We start from the raw sequence: 18,164 nt of genomic DNA on the forward strand, positions 1-18,164 counted from the left end.
GGTTTTTCGTGCCCGGTTGCTTTGCGACGCCCACCTTCCCGCCATCCGGCCTGGCGGTCCGGCTCGCCCGTTAGACTCGTCGCCGTGAACACTGCCGTGGTGAAGTCCGAGCGGGCCGGCCAAATGATCGTGGTCGGTTGGACGTTCCTGCTCGTCGCCGCGGTGTTGTGGCCCTTTGCGTCGCCGGGGATGCCGATGTTGCGGGACATGGTCGTCCCGCCGCACCCGGCGCTGACGGATGCGGCGTGGGGGTTGGGCGAATCCGCCGCCCGCGCCGCGCCGCAGGACACGGTGCTGGCCCTGGCCGGCGGATTCACGGATGCGGGCCTGGTCATGCGGTTGCTCATGCTCTGCGGGCTCACGGTCGGCGGGGTGGCCGCGGCGGAGCTGGTGCGGCGGGTGCTGCACGTCGGCGTCGTCGGCCAGATCGCGGCGGTGACGATGCTGCTGTGGAACCCCTTCGTCGTCGAGAGGCTGTTGCAGGGCCAGTGGTCGCTGGTGCTGGCCATGGCATTGCTGCCGGCCGTCGCGTTGACCACGATCATCGCGGCGCCCTGGTGGCGGGCCACCGCCATGGCCGTGGCCGGACTGACTCCGACGGGTGCGCTGTTGGCGGTGGCCGTCGCCGTCGTCGCCGCGCGGACGTGGCGCGACCGGTTGGTGGCGTTGGGCACCGGTGCGGTCGTGTCGGCGCCGTGGCTGGTGGCCACCGTCCTCGGTTCCGGTGCCGGGGTGTCCGATCCGGCGGGCGCCGCCGCGTTCGCCGCGCGGGCGGAGAGATGGGTGGGCACCCTCGGGGCGGTCGCAGGACTCGGCGGCATCTGGAATCGCCAGGCCGTCCCCGTCGCCCGCGAGGCCGGCCCGGCCGCTCTGGCGGTCGTCGCGTTGCTGGCGCTGTTCGTCGTCGGCGCACGGATGGCGTGGGGTTCCCGCGCGCGGCCCGGGTCCAGCCACCCGGCGATCATCGGTGCACGTCGGCGGCTCATCGTTCTGGCCGTGGCCTCGGTGATCGTCGTCGCCGCCCTGGCCACGCCGCCCGGCATCTCCCTCATGGAATGGGCGCTGGAGACCGTGCCCGGTGCGGGATTGCTGCGCGACGCCCAAAAGTGGGTCGCGCTGGCGGTGCCCGGATACGTGGTCCTCGCCGCCGCCGGCGCGGAGACCGTCGCACGCCAGATCCCCGATCATCGCCGTTGGTTGGCCGCGTTGTTCGCGGTGACGGTGATCATCGCGGCGGTGCCCGACCTGCCCCGTGCCGTGGCGCCCGTCAAACCCGTCGCCCCGTGGCCGGGTTGGAGCGCCGTGTCCGGCATCGTCGCCATGGACGACACCGCCGTCGCCGTCCTGCCCGCCGGCCCGTACCGCATCATCGATGGCCGCCCGACCTACGACCCGGCGGTGAAGACACTGCCCGCCCCCGTGCTGGCCACCGGCGACCTCGTCGTCTCCGGGGTGGCCGTCGGTGGCGAGGGCTCCACGTCGGCGACGGTGGAAAAGACGCTTCTCGACGCCCCCGACCACGCCATCGACGTCCTGCGCTCCCACGGCGCCGGCTGGGTGCTGGTCGAGAACTCCCCCGGCGAGATGGGCGACTCCGAACGGGTGCTGTCCCGGCTCGAGGTGGTCTACTCCGACGAGCATCTGACGCTGCACCGCGTGCCCGGTGCCATCGAGCGCCCGGAGCGGGCCGACCGCACCCTGGCGTGGATCGCGCTGTTGGCCTGGGCCTCCCTGGCCCTGGCCGGACCGGTGCGGGGGCTGCTCCCGGGGTCGGGCCGGACCCGTTCAGCCGCCGGCACCCGCGCCCGCACCTGACTCAGTCCGAGTGCACGCACCCGCACCCGCTGCCCCGCCCCTCCCGCGATGAAACCTCACACAGAAAGACGTCGGGTGGCCAGAAAGAAGTGGTGTACCACTTCTTTCTGGCCACCCGACCTCTTTTTGCGGTGAGAGGAGGTAGGCGGCGCGGCGGTGCAGCGGATAGGCCCAGTGGAGCGGGGGCTGCGGCGGGCGCAGCGGCGGGGGAGTAAGCGGCACCGCTGAATCAGGGACGCAGCCGAAATCTAGCGACTGCGGGAGGTGGGCGCAGCGACGTCGTGAAGCACCTGCTCCACCGCGCGGGCCGTCGCGTCCCAGCTGAACGTCTCGGCACGGGTCTTCGCCTCGGCGCCGAGGAAGGACCGCAGGTCCGGTTCCGCGACGATGGACGTCGTCGCCTCCACCAGCTGCGCCGGCGTATCGGCGAGCAGGCCCGTGACGCCGTCGACGACGGAATCGCGCAGCCCCGCCGAGGACCGGTAACCGACGGTGGGCACGCCGTGCTGCGCGGCCTCGATGACGGCCAGCCCCCAGCCCTCCTTGCGCGACGGCATCACGTGGACGCAGGCGCGGGCGAGGATCAGGTGCTTCTCCTCCTCGGACACCTGGCCGTGGAAGACGACGCGGTCGGCGATGCCCTGCGCCTGCGCGTAGGCCAGCAGCTCGTCGGACCACCAGCCGGAGCCGACGACGTCGAGCACCGCGTCGGGGTACCTCGGGTTCAGCGCGGCGATGGCGTCGATGGCGTGCTCGATCTGCTTGTGCGGCACCAGGCGCGACAGCGTGACCAGGCGGGGGCCGCCGTCGACGGAACACGGGTCGAGGGCCGGGGCGTTTTCGGCGCCGACGGCGACCTCCGGCACCGGGTCGACGCCGTTGCGGATGATGGAGATCCGATCGTCGTCGACGCCCAGGCCGCGCAGGTCGTCGGCGCTGGGCCGCGACACCGTGATGTAGCGGCAGGACTTCTGCACCGCCGGCGCCAGCCGCGACTCGATGAACCAGCCCAGCCTGCCCACCAGCTTGCCGGCCACCGGCCACTGCTCGCGGTGGCAATGGTGCGTCAGCACCACCGTCGGCCGGCCCGACACGACGGACGCGAAGAACGGGACGCCGTTTTGCGTGTCCACCACGACGTCGGGGCGGCCGCCCAGCGCGCGGGCGATCGGCCCCAGCCCCAGGCGGGCGGCGAGCATCGCGCCCCATCCGCGCACGTAGACCGAGTAGTTGCCGCCGCCGCGGGAGTACCGCACGCCGGCGCGCTCCGATTTCTTCGGCGCGCCGGCGTACGCGGCAGTGCGGAAGACGACGCGATGCCCCTCCCGCGCGAGGTGTTCGGCGACCCGCTCGAGATAGCGCTCGCTGCCGCCGCCCTCGGGGTGGCCGGTGTCGCGCCAGCACAGCAGGAGAACCTTCATGGGGTGCAACCATAATCCCCGCCCATGGGCCCCACGGCGGGTTCGGCGATTTCCCCGGCCCCGGCCCGCGCGCGCCCCGTCGTGGAATATGGTCGGTTCGTGAGTTTCACCCCGCCCGCGCTGTCCGCCTTGCGCCCCCACTGCACCCTCGGCCGTTCTTTCGGCCTGCTCGACGACTTCAAGTACGAGCAGACCGATCCCGACCGTTTCTACGGCCACCTCGCCGAGGACACCGTCGCCTTGCTCGAGGGCATCGCGGCGGGCGCCGGTCCGACGAAGTCGGCGGGACCCGGCTTTACGACGGATGGCGGGGACGCGAGGACGTCGTCAAGCGGAAAGGGGCGCGGCGAAGCGGGGGCCTCCCCGCTGACCGGGACCCGGATCCTCGACGTCGGCGGAGGGCCGGGGTACTTCGGCCGCGCGTTCGCCGAGCGCGGCGTGGAGTATTACACGTGCGAGCCCGACGTCGGAGAGATGGCCGCCGCGGGCATCCGCCTGGACTCGTCGGTGCGCGGATCCGGCCTGGAGCTGCCGTTCCGCGACGGGGCATTCGATCTGACGTACTCGTCGAACGTCGCCGAACACGTCGCCGAGCCGTGGCGCATGGGCCGCGAGATGCTGCGCGTCACCGCGCCCGGCGGGCTGATCGTCTACTCGTACACCGTGTGGCACGGGCCGTTCGGCGGCCACGAGATGGGCATGACGCACTATCTCGGCGGCGACCGGGCCCGGCGCATGTACGAGAAGAAGCACGGCAAGCGCCCCAAGAACTACTACGGCGAGTCCCTGTTCGAGGTCGGCTGCGCCGAGGGCCTGGCGTGGGGCCGCGAGATGGACCGGGCCGGCCACGCGGAACTGCTGGCCGCCTTCCCCCGGTATCACCCGTGGTGGGCGTGGTGGATGACGAAGGTGCCCGTGTTGCGCGAGGTGGCGGTGTCGAACCTCGTGCTGGTGATGCGCAAGAAGTAGCGCGGCGGGGTGCGCGGCCGATCTCGGCGGGGGCGACGGGGGCACCCGCAACGGCGTTAATCGCGGTTAATTGGCCAGAGCCGTGGATATTTTCAGATATGTCGTTATAGTGACGTGAGACACTCTTCGCCGACATGTGAGGACACGACACACCATGACCAATGCCATCATCCCCGCGGGTGGCGAGGCCTTCATCTACGAGGCCATCCGCACCCCCCGAGGCAAGGGCAAGAAGGACGGCTCCCTCCACGAGGTGCGCCCGCTGACCCTGCTCGTCGGACTCGTCGAGGAGATCCGCCGCCGCAACCCCGGCCTCGACGAAGAACGCATCAACGACATGGTCATCGGCTGCGTCACGCCCGTCGGCGACCAGGGCGCCGACATCGCCCGCACCGCCGCGCTGGTGGCCGGCCTGCCCAACCGCGTCGGCGGCGTCCAGATCAACCGTTTCTGCGCCTCCGGCCTGACCGCCATCAACATGGCCGCCGCCAAGGTCCGCTCCGGCATGGACGAGCTCGTCCTCGCCGGCGGCGTCGAATCCATGTCGCGCGTGCCCATGATGTCCGACGGCGGCGCGTGGGCCATGGACCCGCAGGCGTCGTTCTCCACCGACTTCGTGCCGCAGGGCATCTCCGCCGACCTCATCGCCTCCCTGGACGGCTTCACCCGCGAGCAGCTCGACCAGCTCGCCGTGACCTCCCACGAGCGCGCGAAGAAGGCGTGGGACGAGGGCCGGTTCAAGGATTCCGTCGTCCCCGTCGTCGACCAGAACGGCCTGACCATCCTCGACCACGACGAGACCGTCCGCCCGGGCACCACCGTCGAGTCGCTCGGCGGCCTGCGCCCCTCCTTCGCCCAGATGGGCGAGATGGGCGGCTTCGACGCCGTCGCGCTGAAGAAGTACACCCAGATCGAGCAGATCAACCACCTGCACCACCCGGGCAACTCCTCCGGCATCGTCGACGGCGCGGCCCTGACCCTGGTCGGCACCGAGAAGGCCGGCGCCGACATGGGCCTGACCCCGCGCGCCCGCATCGTCGCCACCGCCGTCAACGGCGTCGAGCCGACCATCATGCTCACCGGCATCGAGCCCGCCGTCCGCGAGGTACTGGGCAAGGCCGGACTCGGCGTCGACGACATCGACGTCTGGGAGATCAACGAGGCCTTCGCCGCCGTCGTCCTCCACGCGCAGCAGAAGCTCGGCATCCCCGACGAGAAGCTCAACGTCAACGGCGGCGCCATCGCCATGGGCCACCCGCTGGGCGCCACCGGCGCCATGATCACCGGCGCGGCCATCGACGAGCTGCACCGCACCGGCGGCCGCTACGCGCTGATCTCGCTGTGCATCGGCGGCGGCATGGGCGTGGCCACCATCATCGAGCGGGTCTAGGCCCGGTCCCCTTTTTCGGTTTCGCGAAAAGCGGAACACGAGAAGCAGAACACAGGAATTCCAGGACCACAGGGATCAAGGGAGATCACCACATGACCGACAACATGTTCCGATGGGACCGCGCCGACGACGGCATCGTCACGCTGACGATGGACGACCCGAATGCGCCCGTCAACACCATGAACCAGACGTTCCAGGACGACATCCGCGCGACCGTCGAAAAGCTCGAGCAGGAGCTTGCCGACGGCCCGGACGCCGCGGGGATCAAGGGCATCATCCTGGCCTCGGCCAAGAAGACGTTCTTCGCCGGCGGCGACATCAAGCAGATGTCGCAGGTCGGCCCCGAGGACGCGCAGTCGATGTACGACATGGTGCAGCACATGAAGGAGTCGCTGCGCCGCATCGAGAAGCTGCCCGTGCCCGTCGTCGCCGCGATCAACGGCGCCGCGCTCGGCGGCGGCCTCGAGGTCGCGCTGGCCGCGAACCACCGCATCGCCGCGGACGCCCGCGGCTCGAAGATCGGCCTGCCCGAGGTCACGCTCGGCCTGCTGCCGGGCGGCGGCGGCATCACCCGCGTCGTCCGCATGATCGGCATCCAGGACGCGCTGATGAAGGTCATCCTCACCGGTGCGCAGATGAACCCGGAGAAGGCCCTCAAGACCGGCCTGGTCGACGAGGTCGTCGCCCCCGAGGAGCTCCTCGACCGCGCCCGCGCGTGGCTGCTGTCCGACGACGCCGTCGCCGAGCAGCCGTGGGACGTCAAGGGCTTCAAGATCCCGGGCGGCGACCCGAAGAACCCGCGCTTCGCGGCGAACCTGCCGTCCTTCCCGGCGAACCTGACCAAGCAGCTCAAGGGCTCGCCGATGCTGGCCCCGCGCCGCGCCATGCAGGCCGCGGTCGAGGGCGCGCAGGTCGACGTCGACACCGCCCTGACCATCGAGTCGCGCTACTTCACCGAGCTGGTCACCGGCTCGCAGTCGAAGAACATGATGCAGGCGTTCTTCTTCGACCTGAACCACTGCAACGGCGGCGGCTCCCGCCCCCTGCAGGCCGACGGCACGCCGTACCCGAAGACCGAGTTCAAGAAGGTCGGCGTCGTCGGCGCCGGCATGATGGGCGCGGGCATCGCCTACGTCTGCGCCAAGGCCGGCATGGACGTCGTGCTCAAGGACGTGTCGCTGGAGAACGCCGAGCGCGGCAAGAACTACTCGGAGAAGCTCGAGGCCAAGACGCTGGAGCGCGGCCGCACCACCGAGGAGAAGTCGGCGCAGCTGCTGGGCCGCATCACCCCGACCGAGTCCTACGACGATCTCTCCGACGTCGACCTGGTCATCGAGGCGGTTTTCGAGAACACCGACCTGAAGCACAAGGTCCACGCCGAGATCGAGGCCGCGGTGCCGAAGACGGCGATCCTGGGCTCGAACACCTCGACCCTGCCGATCACCGAGCTCGCCTCCCACGTGGAGCGCACGGGCGACTTCATCGGCCTGCACTTCTTCTCCCCCGTGGACAAGATGCAGCTGCTGGAGATCATCTCCGGCGACGAGACCGACCCGAAGACGCTGGCCGCCGCGCTGGACTTCGCGGTGCAGATCCGCAAGATCCCGATCGTGGTCACCGACTCCCGCGGTTTCTACACCTCGCGCGTGATCGGCACCGTGATCAACGAGGCCATCCGCATGGTCGCGGAGGGTTACGAGCCCGCCACCGTGGAGGCCGCCGCCCGCCAGGCCGGTTACCCGGCCGCCCAGCTGCAGCTGGCCGACGAGCTCAACCTCAAGCTGATGCGCAAGATCAGCGAGGAGAACGAGGCCGCCGCGCGCGATCGCGGCGAAACCGTCGACGATGGCGGCGTGTCCGCCCTGGTCAACCGCATGATCGACGAGTTCGAGCGCCCGGGCAAGCTCGAGGGCCGCGGCTTCTACGAGTACGCCGACGGCCGCCGCCAGGGCCTGTGGGACGGCCTGCGCACCGAGCTCGGCGCCGGTTCCATCGACGCCGACGACGTCGTCATGCAGGATCTGGTCGACCGCATGCTGTTCATCGAGGCCGTGGAGACGCAGAAGTGCGTCGACGAGGGCGTGGTGCTCCACGACGCCGACGCCAACATCGGCTCGATCTTCGGCATCGGCTACCCGGCGTGGACCGGTGGCACGCGCCAGTTCATCAAGAACTACGACGGCACCGCCGCCGATGGTTCCGAGCAGCGCGGCGTGGCGGGCTTCGTGTCCCGCGCCGAGGAGCTCGCGGCGAAGTACGGCGAGCGCTTCACCCCGCCGGCGTCGCTGAAGGGCTGACGCAGCGTTCCCGAGCCGACGCGATGCCATGAGCTGACGCGCGACTCATGGGCCGACTGAAAGCCACGGGCCGACGCAACGCCGCACCGGCCACCCGCACTCCGCGGGTGGCCGGTTTCGTCGTTCCCCGGCCAATGCCGCACGCACGCGGTAAGCTCGCACCACAAGCCCCATGCACCCCTTTGGCCACATGGAGCACATAAGTTCACAGCCTGATCACGTCAGCCCCTGCTTTTCGACGCCCGCGTGGAATCCACGCACCTGCACGATGCAGTTCGTCGTAAAGTGGAAAGTGGGAGGACATTCCGCCCGTCCGACTTTTATAACGGCTCGGCAACGATTAGACTGTGAACGTTGTTGCGTGGCCGGAACGAGCCGGTCGCGTTCGTCGTCACCCCGAAGGCAGCTCAATGCGAATCCGTACCGTTCTGGCAACCCTCGCCGCGACCGCCGTCGCCGCCGTCACCCTCCCGATGGCCGCCACCGCCGCACCCGGCAACACCGTCGTCTTCGGCGACTCCCTGCCGGCCAACCCGACCGCCGGCGACTGGCTGACCGCCAAGGGCGCCCCGGTCCCCGGTGGCCGCGTCAACGAGATGGGCTGCGGCACGGACTTCCTGTTCTCCGGCGCCGTCGGCGCCGGCAACGGCACCCCGATCGCCGACTACACCTGCGCGGGCTCCTCGTTCCGCACCGGTGGCATCCGCGTGATCGACCAGATCAACCGCGCCGCCGAGACCGGCGCGCTCGACGCCGGCACCCGCCAGGTGGTCATCCTCGCCGGCGCGAACGACACCTACCCGTACATCCTGAACGACCGCATGCCCATGCCGCAGATCCAGGAGAACCTGCGCGTTGCCGCCCGCGACGCCATCAACCGCGCCAAGCAGGTCGCCCCGAACGCCCAGATCAAGATCGCCGGCTACCCGACGGTCTCCGGCCCCAACGGCGAGGTCTGCCTGGTCAACACCGCCGGCGTCGGCCTGCCAACCCCGGCCGTGAACCTCCGCGAGATCGAGGATCGCCTCGACGCCGGCCTGGCCCAGGCCGCCGGCGACACCGGCGCCAAGTTCGTCGGCCTCAAGGGCATCACCGCCGGCCACGGCACCTGCGACGCCGACAACTGGGTCGTCGGCGTCGTCGACGACAGCATCGGCGACTACAACCTGTTCGTCCACATGACCAACCACGGCGTCCAGACCGTCGGCCACCACATCGGCCGCGCCTAAGACGCACGTCCGAGGCGTACACCGCGCCCGGGGACCGACGACGCCCCGGACGCGCGCACGACGCGAAAGAACCCGCCATCCGAGAGGAAGGCGGGTTCTTCCCGTCTCAGGGCACGGCCCGGCCCGGCCGGGAGGCCGGAGATGGCAGCCTAGCGGCGGTCCTCGAACCAGCCGGCCGCGAAGTAGGCGGTGGCGAAGAGGAGCGCGGCGAAGCGGCCGCTACTCCCCCTGCAGCGGGCCGAGCTCCTCGACGAGGACCTCCTGGACCACCTTCATGGCGGACAGCGCCGCGGGGGCGCCGCAGTAGCCGGCGGTGTGGATGACCGCCTCGGTGATCTCCTCGCGGGTCAAGCCATTGCGCAGGCCGCCGCGCACGTGGCCGCGCAGCTCTCCGGTGGCGCGCAGGGCGACGAGCATGCCGATGTTGAGCAGGCTGCGGTCGCGCTTCTCCAGGCCGTCGCGGGTCCACACCGAACCCCAGACGGTCTCGGTGATGTGGCGCTGCAGGTCCTCGCCGTCGGTGCCCGCGTTGCGCTCGAGGGCGGCGTCGACGAAGTCGTCGCCCATCACCTCGCGGCGGACGCGGATGCCGGCGTCGAACCGCCCATCGTCAGTGCTGCCGGTGCCGCCGGAAACCTCGGAGTGCTGATCGGTCATGTGAATCCCGCTCCTTCTCGTCGTGCTCTCGTCTCGTGCCCTGATCTGCGCTGCCGAGTGGCCCGCTGTGCTGCGTCACGGGCATCGCCGGGCAACTGAGGTGCGTTCATTATCATCACAACCCGCCGCCCATTCCGTCCAAACACCCCGGAACGACCGTCAAATCTCGCAAACCCACCTCGAATGTCTTAACCCACCCGTTGCAGCAGGTGGGTTAAGACATTCGAGGTGGGTTAGCGGCCGACCGCCGGCGAGGGAGGCCTGGGCGAGAGCGGCGCGGCCCCATCAGCGCCGCGCCGCCTCACGGCCTCGCCGTTTACGCGTCGAGCAGCCAGTCGTTGGGGCTGAACAGCTCGAAGTGGATGCGGGAGCGGTCGACGCCACGCTCGGCCAGCTGGTCGCGGACGTGCTGCAGGAAACCATTGCCGCCGCAGATGTAGAACTCGGCGCCCTCGGGCAGCTCGACGCCGCCCTTGTCGGACAGGTCCATGAAGTCCGGCTCCAGCCAGCGCTTCTCGGTGCCGTTGGCCAGCGCCTCGACCGCCGCGGTGCGCTCCGCTGCGAGAACGTCGGCTGCCTCGGACCGGTCGGCGTGCACCGACAGCACCCGGCGCTGCGAGCCATTCGCGGCGAGGTAGTTGAGCATGCCGACCATGGGCGTCGCGCCGATGCCGGCGGACACCAGCACGACCGGCCCATCCGACTCGGTGTCGAGCACCAGATCACCGGCGGGCAGCGAAATCTCGATCTCGTCGCCGACGCGGACGTCGTCGCACAGCTTGTTGGACACCTCGCCGGCGGGCAGGCCGGCGACCTCATCCGCGCCGACGCGGCGCACCGCGAACTTCAGAACGCCGTCACCCGGCACACCGACCAGGGAGTACTGGCGCAGCTGGCCGGCACCGTCGGCCATGGTCTGGCGCACGGAAATGTACTGCCCCGGGGTGAACCCCGGCAGCTCCTCCGCCTTGCCGCGCACGCCGAAGACCACGATGTCGTCGGACAGGTCCTCGCGGGAGACCACCTCGGCGGCACGGAAAACGTCGCCGGGCGCGACGCCCGACTCGTCGTAAAGCTGCTTTTCGAAGTCCACCAGCACGCGCTGCATCTCCAGGTACACCGCATCCCACGCATCGCGGACGGCGCCCTGGAACACCTCGGGCGTCAGGACCTCCTCGATGGCGTCGAACAGGTGCTTGTGCACGATCGGGTACTGCTCCTCGACGATGCCGGTGGCCAGGTGCTTGTGGCCGATGCGGGCGAGCAGCTCCTCGGGGGCGGGGGCGTCGGGATCGACGAGGGTCGCGGCGAAGGTGGCCACCGACGCGGCCAGCGCCTTCTGCTGCGCGCCCTGCTTCTGGTTGCCGCGGTTGAACGTGTTGGCCAGCAGCTCCGGGTGGGCGGTGAACATGCGGCGGTAGAAGTTCGGGGTGATGTCGCCGATGTTCGCGCCGACGACGGGCAGAGTCTGGCGGATGATGTCCGCTTGGTCGTCGGTGAGGCCGGTCTTCTTGACGTCGATCGTTGCCATGGAAGCTCCCTGTCGGGTGTCGTTTCGGGGGTCGCGGACAACGCTAGCATGTAATGCGTATCCGTTTTGCGCATTATTGGGCGCGGGGGTGCGGTCTGTTTCCGGCGGGATCGGAAACAGCAGGAAATGGCTTTGCGACGGCACCCCCAAACCCCGTCCGGCCGCTCCGAATCAGAAGCCCGGAACCACGGCGGGCGCTACGTCGTGGCGATCAGCTTCAGCAGATGACGCGGGGCATCCCGATCGGCGGAGTCCCCCACGAGCTCGCCGATTGTGATGGGGTCGAGATGGGCGAAGAACGCCTCCTGAGCGTCGGCCAGCGCGGTGCGCAGACGGCACGCCGGCAGCAGCGGGCAATTGGTGCCCACGCAATCCACGACCTCCCCCGATTCGAGCTCGCGCAGGATCGCCCCCACCGACTTCTCCAGCGCCCCATCGGCCAGGTAGATGCCGCCATAGCGCCCCTTCACGGCCACGACCAGGTCGAGTTCGACCAGACGGGTCACGACCTTGGCGACGTGCGCCCGCGACGCATTGAGCTCGTCGGCCACCGTCCCCGCGGTGAACTTCTGCCCCCGTTCACCGGCCGCCATCCGCATGATGATCCGCAGACTCAAGTCGGAGAACACCGTGAGCTGCATGCCCACCACAACCTTTCCACTGCGGGCGGTGGAGGGTCACCGCCCGCCCGAACGGCTCATGAGATCCGCGTGCCGGATTCCACGCAATAATTCGCCTCCCCCCGATTTTATCCGACACGGTGCTGCGCAAATAGACCGGCTCCTGTCGTTTTGGTCACGCGACCAAGTTCCGGGCGACGAAATGCGCTGCCCCACCGCCCGTCTCGGCGCATGCGTCGACCCCCGCCCACCGCCGGCGTGAGGCCGGTGGTGGACGGGGGTCGTGGACGCGGTTGCGGTGCCCGGGCGGTCAAACCGCCCGGGCCTCCGGTGCGCGGAGTCCTACTTCTTGGACTCGCGCTCCTTGACGCGGGCCTTCAGAGCATCGAGCTCGTCCCACATCTCCTGCGGCATGCGGTCGCCGAGCGACTTCAGCCACTCCTCGTTGTCCGCGAGGTCGCCCTGCCACTTCTCGGCCGGCGCCTTCAGCGCCTCCTTGACGTCCTCGATCGGGGTGTCCAGGCCGGACAGGTCCAGATCCTCGGCGCGGGCGGTGTAGCCCACGACGGTCTCCTTGGCCTCCACGCGACCCTCGATGCGATCGATGATCCACTTCAGGACGCGGGAGTTGTCGCCGAAGCCCGGCCACAGGAAACGGCCGTCATCGCCGCGGCGGAACCAGTTGACCAGGAAGACCTCGGGCATCTTGTCGCCGCCCTTCTTGCCCATGTCAACCCAGTGCTGCAGGTAGTCGCCGACGTTGTAGCCGATGAACGGCAGCATGGCCATCGGGTCGTGGCGCAGCGAGCCGACCTTCGCCTCGGCCGACGCGGCGGTCTGGCCGGAAGCCAGGGTCGCGCCGATGAAGGTGGCGTGGTTCCAGGACAGCGCCTGGGAAACCAGCGGCACGGTGTCGGGGCGGCGGCCACCGAACAGGATGGCGTCCAGCGGAACGCCGGCCGGGTCGTTGAACTCCGGGGCCGCGACCGGGCACTGGTCGATCGGGGTGCAGTAGCGGGAGTTCGGGTGGGAGGACAGCTCGTCGGACTCGGGGGTCCAGTCGTTGCCCTTCCAGTCGATGAGGTGATCCGGCTTGCCCTCGAGGCCCTCCCACCAGACGTCGCCGTCATCGGTGAGCGCGACGTTGGTGAAGATGGAGTTGCCCTTCTCCAGGGTCTTCATCGCGTTCGGGTTCGAGTCGTAGTTGGTGCCCGGCGCGACGCCGAAGAAACCGTTCTCCGGGTTGACCGCGTAGAGGCGGCCGTCCTCGCCGAACTTCAGCCACGCGATGTCGTCACCGACGACCTCGGCCTTCCAGCCCTCGATGGTCGGGGTCAGCATGGCCAGGTTGGTCTTGCCGCAGGCCGACGGGAACGCGGCGGCGACGTAGTAGACCTTGTCCGACGGATCGGTGAGCTTCAGGATGAGCATGTGCTCGGCCATCCAGCCCTCTTCCTTGGCCATGACCGAGGCGATGCGCAGGGCGTAGCACTTCTTGACCAGGATGGCGTTGCCGCCGTAGCCGGAACCGTAGGACCAGATCTCCTTGGTCTCGGGGAAGTGCGTGATGTACTTGTTCTCGTTGCACGGCCAGGTGGAGTCTTCCTCACCCTCGGCCAGCGGGGCGCCCACGGAGTGCAGGGCGTGGACGAAGTCGCCGTCCTTGCCGATCTTGTCCAGCGCGTCCTTGCCCATGCGGGTCATGATGCGCATCGACAGCACCACGTACTCGGAGTCGGTGAGCTGAACGCCCAGCTTCGGCGACGGGTCGTCGATGGGGCCCATGCAGAACGGGACGACGAACATGGTGCGGCCCTTCATGGAACCGCGGTAATGCTCGGTCATCTCCTCCTTCATCTTGGCCGGGTCCGCCCAGTTGTTGGTCGGGCCCGCGTCCTCCTCCTTCTCGGAGCAGATGTAGGTGCGGGACTCGACGCGCGCGACGTCGGCCGGGTTGGAGCGGGCCAGGAAGGAGTTCGGTCGCTTCTCTTCGTTGAGCTTGACGAACGTGCCCTTGTCCACCAGCTCCTGGGACAGGCGATCCCACTCTTCCTGGGAGCCGTCGGCGAAGACGACCTTATCCGGAGTGGTGAGCTCGACGACCTCGGCGATCCAGCGAAGCAGCTCGGCGTTCTCGGTCGGGGCCTGACCCTGCAGACCCGGGATGGAAGGTGCGGACATCTGTACTCCTGACTATGGGTTTCGCGTCTCGTTATCAGGCTACCGTTGGAACCCGAAACTTGCCGCCGACGAGCATGAGACGAACCCCACAGCGGCGGAAACGCGGAAATTCAGGCCCACCGCCCTCTTTCGCCCCGTTCCCACTCGTGAACGCCCCAGGTCGACGGCGAACCTCCGGCTTCGGCGGCATCGCCGCTCACCCCCGATGAGGTGCCCCCGGAATTTCCGGCCGAGATTCCCGATGCCGCGCCCGAAGTCGCACCCGAGGCGTCTTCCGGGACCTCTTCCGAGGCGTCTGCCGACGCCGCCGTCCACGTCTCGTAGGTGCCGTCGAAGAGAACGGTGGTCACGTGGTCGACGGCCCCGTCGCCGTCGACGTCGGAGAAGATGCTCAGCCCCCGGTCGTCGGCGAGCGTGACCGAATCGGCGATCCCGTCACCGTCCGTATCCGCGGTCCCCGGCCCCAGATCGAAGTATTCGCCGCCGATTTCGACGATCATCCCCTCACCGGCGACCCGATCGAACGGCACTGCGCCGCCGAGCGCGTCCGCCCCGTCGAGCCCGCACGCCGACGCCGGGCCCTCCTGCCCCGACGGTCCCGCGTACCCCGCCCCTCCGGGCAACCCGCCGATCATGCCGTCCATGTCTCGCTCCTCTTCTTCCTCTGCTTCTTCGACAGCTTCTTCGTCTGCCGCACCGTGTTCGCCATCTGCACTCCGCTCATCCGCCTGTCTCCGCCCGCAGCGCTCCGGCGAGGTGCCGGGCCCGCCATCCATCCGGCGGGGGCCGCGCCTCGTCCCGCAGCATCGCCGCGATCTCGCGGTCCCAGCCGCGCCGCACCTTCGCCAGGTGAGCGGCCGCCCACGCCGCGCGCTCCCGCTCGATGCGCCGGCGCCGCGCCCCGATGGCCAGGGCCAGCGCCAGCGACACTCCCGCGAGCACCGTGATCGCCCCGACGGCCCACCCGGGCAACCCGGCCCACCGCAGCGGAGCCCCCAACAGCCCGCCGGCACCGAGGGCGGCCCCGAGCGTGAGCACCCCGACCCCCGCTTCCATCAGCCCACCGGTGCGAGGCAGGTCCGGCGCCGAGGGGCAGTCCGGGGCCCGCGGCAGGTCCAGCGCGTCGGCGACCCGCCCCGCCGCCCGTTCCACCGCCCGGTCGAGCTCGGCCGGGGCATGATCGCCCGCCCGGCGCGCGACGGATTCCAGAGAATCGGCGATGGCGTGCGGCACGGCGGCCCGCATTTCCCTGATCCGCTTGTCGACGGCCCGCGCCCTCCCGGCGCGATCGGCCGCCAATTGAGCCCCCAACAACGCACGCCGGCGTTGTCCGGGCGTCGGGGTGATGGGCCGTGCGGGCCCGGCGGCGAGCAGCTTCAGCGTCCTGGCCATGGTCGCGTCGAGGGGACCGACGACGACGTCGACGTGCACCGCGTCCCGCCACCGGTCCAGGTACCCGGCGTCGCGGGACGGATTCGGGCCGGGCATCGCAGCCGGATCCGAACCCGGGCCCGGGCCCGAACCCGGATCCAGGTCCAGGTCCAGGCCCACGGCGCAGCGGCCGGTCGCCCCGGACACGGCCTCCACCAGCGCGACGTCGCCGCGGGTGGGCGGCACCCGGCCGTCGACGATGACGAGCACCACCGCGGTGCGCGCCTCGACCAGGCGGATGCCCTCGCGTTCCAGCGCCGACGCATCGGCCCACGCCGCGGCGGGCCCCGTGCGCGTCACCTCCAGCGGCGGCTCCAACGGCGGCTCCAACAGCGCCGCATCGGCGTCCCCCGTCACGGCCACAGCAGATCCTCCAGCTCATCGCGGACGACCGGGCGGGCCACCGCGATGGCCGCCACGCCCCGCTCCAAACGTCGCCGCCGGACGTCCTCCAGCACCCCGGCGGCCACCAACGCGGATACCGCCGCGGCCAATGGGTCGACGGCCCCCGATGCGGGACCGTGGGCGTCGTCAAGCGAAATGCCCGACCCCGCGCGGCCCCGGGGATGGGCGACGACCTCGCCCGGCCGCGCGACGGCCCCCGGATCGTTGGTCACCGTCACCACGGCATCGGCGTCGACGCGCGGCGCGGGGCCCTCGTCGGCGACGACGCTCCACGCGCGCCCCACCGGATGGGCCCGCAGCGCCGCCACCACCGAAGCGACGCCGATCCCGACGGCACCGCGCACCGCGACGATGGGCGGCCCGGAGACCGAGTCGAGCAGCTCCGCCATGTCGACCGCCGCCGGCTCCCCCACATCGGCGCCCGCCAACCAGTCGACGACCCCGTCCCACAACCGGCCGCCCGGCCCCGCTCCACGCATGTCCCGCCCCCGAATCCCCCGATCCACATCCGGCCGACGCCGGCGAACGCGCCCAGTAGAACACGGGCACCGGAGGCCGGCAACAGATCCGCCGACGCCGAACATGCCCCTGCGCGGGCGCGAATCACGCGCGCGGGATTATTGACCTCCCCCGCCCGTCGTGAACAATGGGGGCGATGACTAATTCTGATACCCCTGATACGAACATCGCCGCCGGGGACGGCACCGCTTCCGCGCACCCCGATCCGGCGGCCGACGCCACGCGCGTGCCCGACTTCGGCAAGGGCGCGCTGCCCTACGGGCGCCCCATGCAGACCGAATTCGACGACGGCCTCGAGTACCCGCGCATCGGCGGCGTCAGCTTCCGCCGCGGCACCCTGACCCCCGGCCAGTCCGCGATCTGGGACGAGCACTGGGACCGGGTGGGCACGGTGCTTTCCGACGAAAAGATCGACGTCGAGGAGTGGTTCGGCCGCACCGGCCCGACCATCGTCGAAATCGGCTGCGGCACCGGCACCTCCACCGTCGCCATGGCGCCGAAGGAAGCCGACCACAACATCATCGCCGTGGAGCTGTACAAGCCCGGCCTGGCCAAGCTGCTGTCGGCGATGACCCGCGAGGGCGTCGACAACATCCGCATGGTCCGCGGCGACGGCGTCGAGGTCCTGCAGCGCATGATCGCGCCCGAGTCCCTCGACGGCGTGCGCCTGTTCTTCCCCGACCCCTGGCCCAAGGCCCGCCACCACAAGCGCCGCATCCTGCAGTCGGGCACCCTGCGCCTGATCGCGTCGCGCCTCAAGCCCGGCGGCATCTTCCACGCCGCCACCGACCACGCCGGCTACGCCGAGTGGATCGAGGAGCTCCGCGACGTCGAACCGGCCCTGGAGCCCATCGCCTGGCCGTGGCCCGAGTCGCCGATGCTGCTCGACCGCCCGACCACGAAGTTCGAGAACCGCGGCCTGAACCTGGACCACGACATCCACGAGTTCGTGTGGCGCAAGCGCGCCGACGCGGCCGATGCGGCCGACTCCGCCGATGCCGCCGACCCGGCCGACGCCACCCGAGAGGACGCCCGATGAGCGGCACCCACCACTACTCCGAATCCCCGGAGACCACCCCGACCCTGCTGCTGGTCTGGGACGCCCCGAACATCGACATGGGCCTCGGCGCGATCCTCGGCTCCCGCCCCACCGCGGCGCACCGCCCACGCTTCGACGCGGTCGGCCGCTGGCTGGTGGAGCGCACGATGGACCTGGCCGACGACGTCGGCACGCACATCGAGCCCGAGGCCACCGTGTTCACCAACATCGCCCCGGGTTCGGCGGACATCGTCCGCCCGTGGGTGGAGGCGCTGCGCAACGTCGGTTTCGCGGTGTTCGCCAAGCCGAAGATCGGCGACGACTCCGACGTCGACCCGGACATGCTGGACCACATCCGCCGCCGCCGCGACGAGGGCATCCTCGAGGGCGTCGTCGTCGCCTCCGCCGACGGCCAGAACTTCCAGGACATGCTGGAGGAGCTGGAGAACTCGCGGATCCCGACGACGGTGATCGGTTTCCGCGAGCACGCCGCGTGGGCGGTGAACTCGGACATCATCGAGTTCGTCGACCTCGAGGACATCCCGGGCGTCTTCCGCGAGCCGCTGCCGCGCATCGACCTGGAGAACCTGCCGGACGAGGGTGCCTGGCTGCAGCCGTTCCGCTCCCTCATGTCCCTGCTCAAGGAGCGCTGACCCGCAC

Annotated in this window: 15 protein-coding genes; 7 read left to right on the forward strand and 8 right to left on the reverse strand. The window is 70.3% G+C overall.

Annotation, left to right across the window (positions count from 1 at the left end):
- Positions 1-84: 84 nt before the first annotated feature.
- Positions 85-1,815: an MmpA family trehalose lipid delivery protein gene (locus CX1_RS06865; RefSeq protein WP_060925452.1), complete on the forward strand. Its 1,731-nt coding sequence runs from the start codon at positions 85-87 to the stop codon at positions 1,813-1,815.
- A 248-nt stretch (positions 1,816-2,063) separates the two neighbouring features.
- Here CX1_RS06865 and CX1_RS06870 read toward each other — a convergent pair whose 3' ends face one another.
- Positions 2,064-3,236, reverse strand: a complete 1,173-nt coding sequence (locus CX1_RS06870) for a glycosyltransferase family 4 protein (protein ID WP_046650403.1) — start codon at positions 3,234-3,236, stop codon at positions 2,064-2,066.
- A 99-nt stretch (positions 3,237-3,335) separates the two neighbouring features.
- On the opposite strand from CX1_RS06870, the gene CX1_RS06875 reads away from it, so the two are divergent.
- The 4 genes from CX1_RS06875 to CX1_RS06890 all read left to right on the forward strand — a co-directional run bounded on the left by CX1_RS06875 (position 3,336) and on the right by CX1_RS06890 (position 9,121).
- On the forward strand, positions 3,336-4,205 hold the full coding sequence (locus tag CX1_RS06875; RefSeq protein ID WP_046650423.1) for a class I SAM-dependent methyltransferase: 870 nt from the start codon (positions 3,336-3,338) through the stop codon (positions 4,203-4,205).
- Positions 4,206-4,359: 154 nt separating this feature from the next.
- Positions 4,360-5,595 (forward strand): acetyl-CoA C-acetyltransferase, encoded by a 1,236-nt coding sequence (locus tag CX1_RS06880; RefSeq protein WP_046650402.1) that lies wholly within the window; start codon positions 4,360-4,362, stop codon positions 5,593-5,595.
- Positions 5,596-5,687: 92 nt separating this feature from the next.
- Positions 5,688-7,892, forward strand: a complete 2,205-nt coding sequence (locus CX1_RS06885; RefSeq protein ID WP_060925453.1) for a 3-hydroxyacyl-CoA dehydrogenase NAD-binding domain-containing protein — start codon at positions 5,688-5,690, stop codon at positions 7,890-7,892.
- 410 nt (positions 7,893-8,302) lie between these two features.
- Positions 8,303-9,121: a GDSL-type esterase/lipase family protein gene (locus CX1_RS06890; protein WP_060925454.1), complete on the forward strand. Its 819-nt coding sequence runs from the start codon at positions 8,303-8,305 to the stop codon at positions 9,119-9,121.
- A 219-nt stretch (positions 9,122-9,340) separates the two neighbouring features.
- Here the strand turns inward: CX1_RS06890 and CX1_RS06895 are convergent, their stop codons facing one another.
- The 7 genes from CX1_RS06895 to CX1_RS06925 form a co-directional block, all read right to left on the reverse strand.
- Complete coding sequence (locus CX1_RS06895; protein WP_046650401.1) at positions 9,341-9,778, reverse strand: carboxymuconolactone decarboxylase family protein; 438 nt, start codon at positions 9,776-9,778, stop codon at positions 9,341-9,343.
- A 316-nt stretch (positions 9,779-10,094) separates the two neighbouring features.
- A complete protein-coding gene (locus CX1_RS06900) occupies positions 10,095-11,309 on the reverse strand; it encodes a globin domain-containing protein (protein ID WP_046650400.1) in 1,215 nt (404 codons plus the stop codon).
- Between the two features lie 197 nt (positions 11,310-11,506).
- Positions 11,507-11,950, reverse strand: a complete 444-nt coding sequence (locus CX1_RS06905) for an Rrf2 family transcriptional regulator (protein WP_046650422.1) — start codon at positions 11,948-11,950, stop codon at positions 11,507-11,509.
- 321 nt (positions 11,951-12,271) lie between these two features.
- Positions 12,272-14,110, reverse strand: coding sequence for a phosphoenolpyruvate carboxykinase (GTP) (locus CX1_RS06910; protein WP_046650399.1), 1,839 nt, complete (start codon positions 14,108-14,110; stop codon positions 12,272-12,274).
- Between the two features lie 110 nt (positions 14,111-14,220).
- Positions 14,221-14,754, reverse strand: a complete 534-nt coding sequence (locus CX1_RS12920; protein ID WP_052753186.1) for a DUF6802 family protein — start codon at positions 14,752-14,754, stop codon at positions 14,221-14,223.
- Between the two features lie 76 nt (positions 14,755-14,830).
- A complete protein-coding gene (locus CX1_RS06920; RefSeq protein WP_146780725.1) occupies positions 14,831-15,898 on the reverse strand; it encodes a hypothetical protein in 1,068 nt (355 codons plus the stop codon).
- Positions 15,895-16,425 carry a hypothetical protein gene (locus CX1_RS06925; RefSeq protein WP_060925455.1) on the reverse strand — a complete coding sequence of 177 codons (531 nt, stop codon included), beginning with the start codon at positions 16,423-16,425 and terminating at the stop codon, positions 15,895-15,897. Before CX1_RS06925 ends, CX1_RS06920 begins: the two co-directional genes overlap by 4 nt.
- A gap of 176 nt (positions 16,426-16,601) precedes the next feature.
- Here CX1_RS06925 and trmB point away from each other — a divergent pair, with 176 nt between their 5' ends.
- Together trmB and CX1_RS06935 are read left to right on the forward strand one after the other, a co-directional pair.
- Positions 16,602-17,504 carry a tRNA (guanosine(46)-N7)-methyltransferase TrmB gene (gene trmB / locus CX1_RS06930; protein WP_082719186.1) on the forward strand — a complete coding sequence of 301 codons (903 nt, stop codon included), beginning with the start codon at positions 16,602-16,604 and terminating at the stop codon, positions 17,502-17,504.
- Positions 17,501-18,157 (forward strand): NYN domain-containing protein, encoded by a 657-nt coding sequence (locus CX1_RS06935; protein ID WP_046651294.1) that lies wholly within the window; start codon positions 17,501-17,503, stop codon positions 18,155-18,157. The genes trmB and CX1_RS06935 overlap by 4 nt, the downstream gene beginning before the upstream one ends.
- Positions 18,158-18,164 lie beyond the last annotated feature (7 nt).

The sequence above is a fragment of the Corynebacterium xerosis NBRC 16721 = ATCC 373 genome (assembly GCF_001552415.1).
Taxonomy (GTDB): domain Bacteria; phylum Actinomycetota; class Actinomycetes; order Mycobacteriales; family Mycobacteriaceae; genus Corynebacterium; species Corynebacterium xerosis.

Coding starts and splice junctions, on each gene's coding strand:
- CX1_RS06870 (WP_046650403.1), bottom strand. CDS start 3,236: ATGAAGGTTCTCCTGCTGTGCTGGCGCGACACCGGCCACCCCGAGGGC.
- CX1_RS06880 (WP_046650402.1), top strand. CDS start 4,360: ATGACCAATGCCATCATCCCCGCGGGTGGCGAGGCCTTCATCTACGAG.
- CX1_RS06885 (WP_060925453.1), top strand. CDS start 5,688: ATGACCGACAACATGTTCCGATGGGACCGCGCCGACGACGGCATCGTC.
- CX1_RS06890 (WP_060925454.1), top strand. CDS start 8,303: ATGCGAATCCGTACCGTTCTGGCAACCCTCGCCGCGACCGCCGTCGCC.
- CX1_RS06895 (WP_046650401.1), bottom strand. CDS start 9,778: ATGACCGATCAGCACTCCGAGGTTTCCGGCGGCACCGGCAGCACTGAC.
- CX1_RS06900 (WP_046650400.1), bottom strand. CDS start 11,309: ATGGCAACGATCGACGTCAAGAAGACCGGCCTCACCGACGACCAAGCG.
- CX1_RS06905 (WP_046650422.1), bottom strand. CDS start 11,950: ATGCAGCTCACGGTGTTCTCCGACTTGAGTCTGCGGATCATCATGCGG.
- CX1_RS06910 (WP_046650399.1), bottom strand. CDS start 14,110: ATGTCCGCACCTTCCATCCCGGGTCTGCAGGGTCAGGCCCCGACCGAG.
- CX1_RS12920 (WP_052753186.1), bottom strand. CDS start 14,754: ATGGACGGCATGATCGGCGGGTTGCCCGGAGGGGCGGGGTACGCGGGA.
- CX1_RS06925 (WP_060925455.1), bottom strand. CDS start 16,425: ATGCGTGGAGCGGGGCCGGGCGGCCGGTTGTGGGACGGGGTCGTCGAC.
- trmB (WP_082719186.1), top strand. CDS start 16,602: ATGACTAATTCTGATACCCCTGATACGAACATCGCCGCCGGGGACGGC.
- CX1_RS06935 (WP_046651294.1), top strand. CDS start 17,501: ATGAGCGGCACCCACCACTACTCCGAATCCCCGGAGACCACCCCGACC.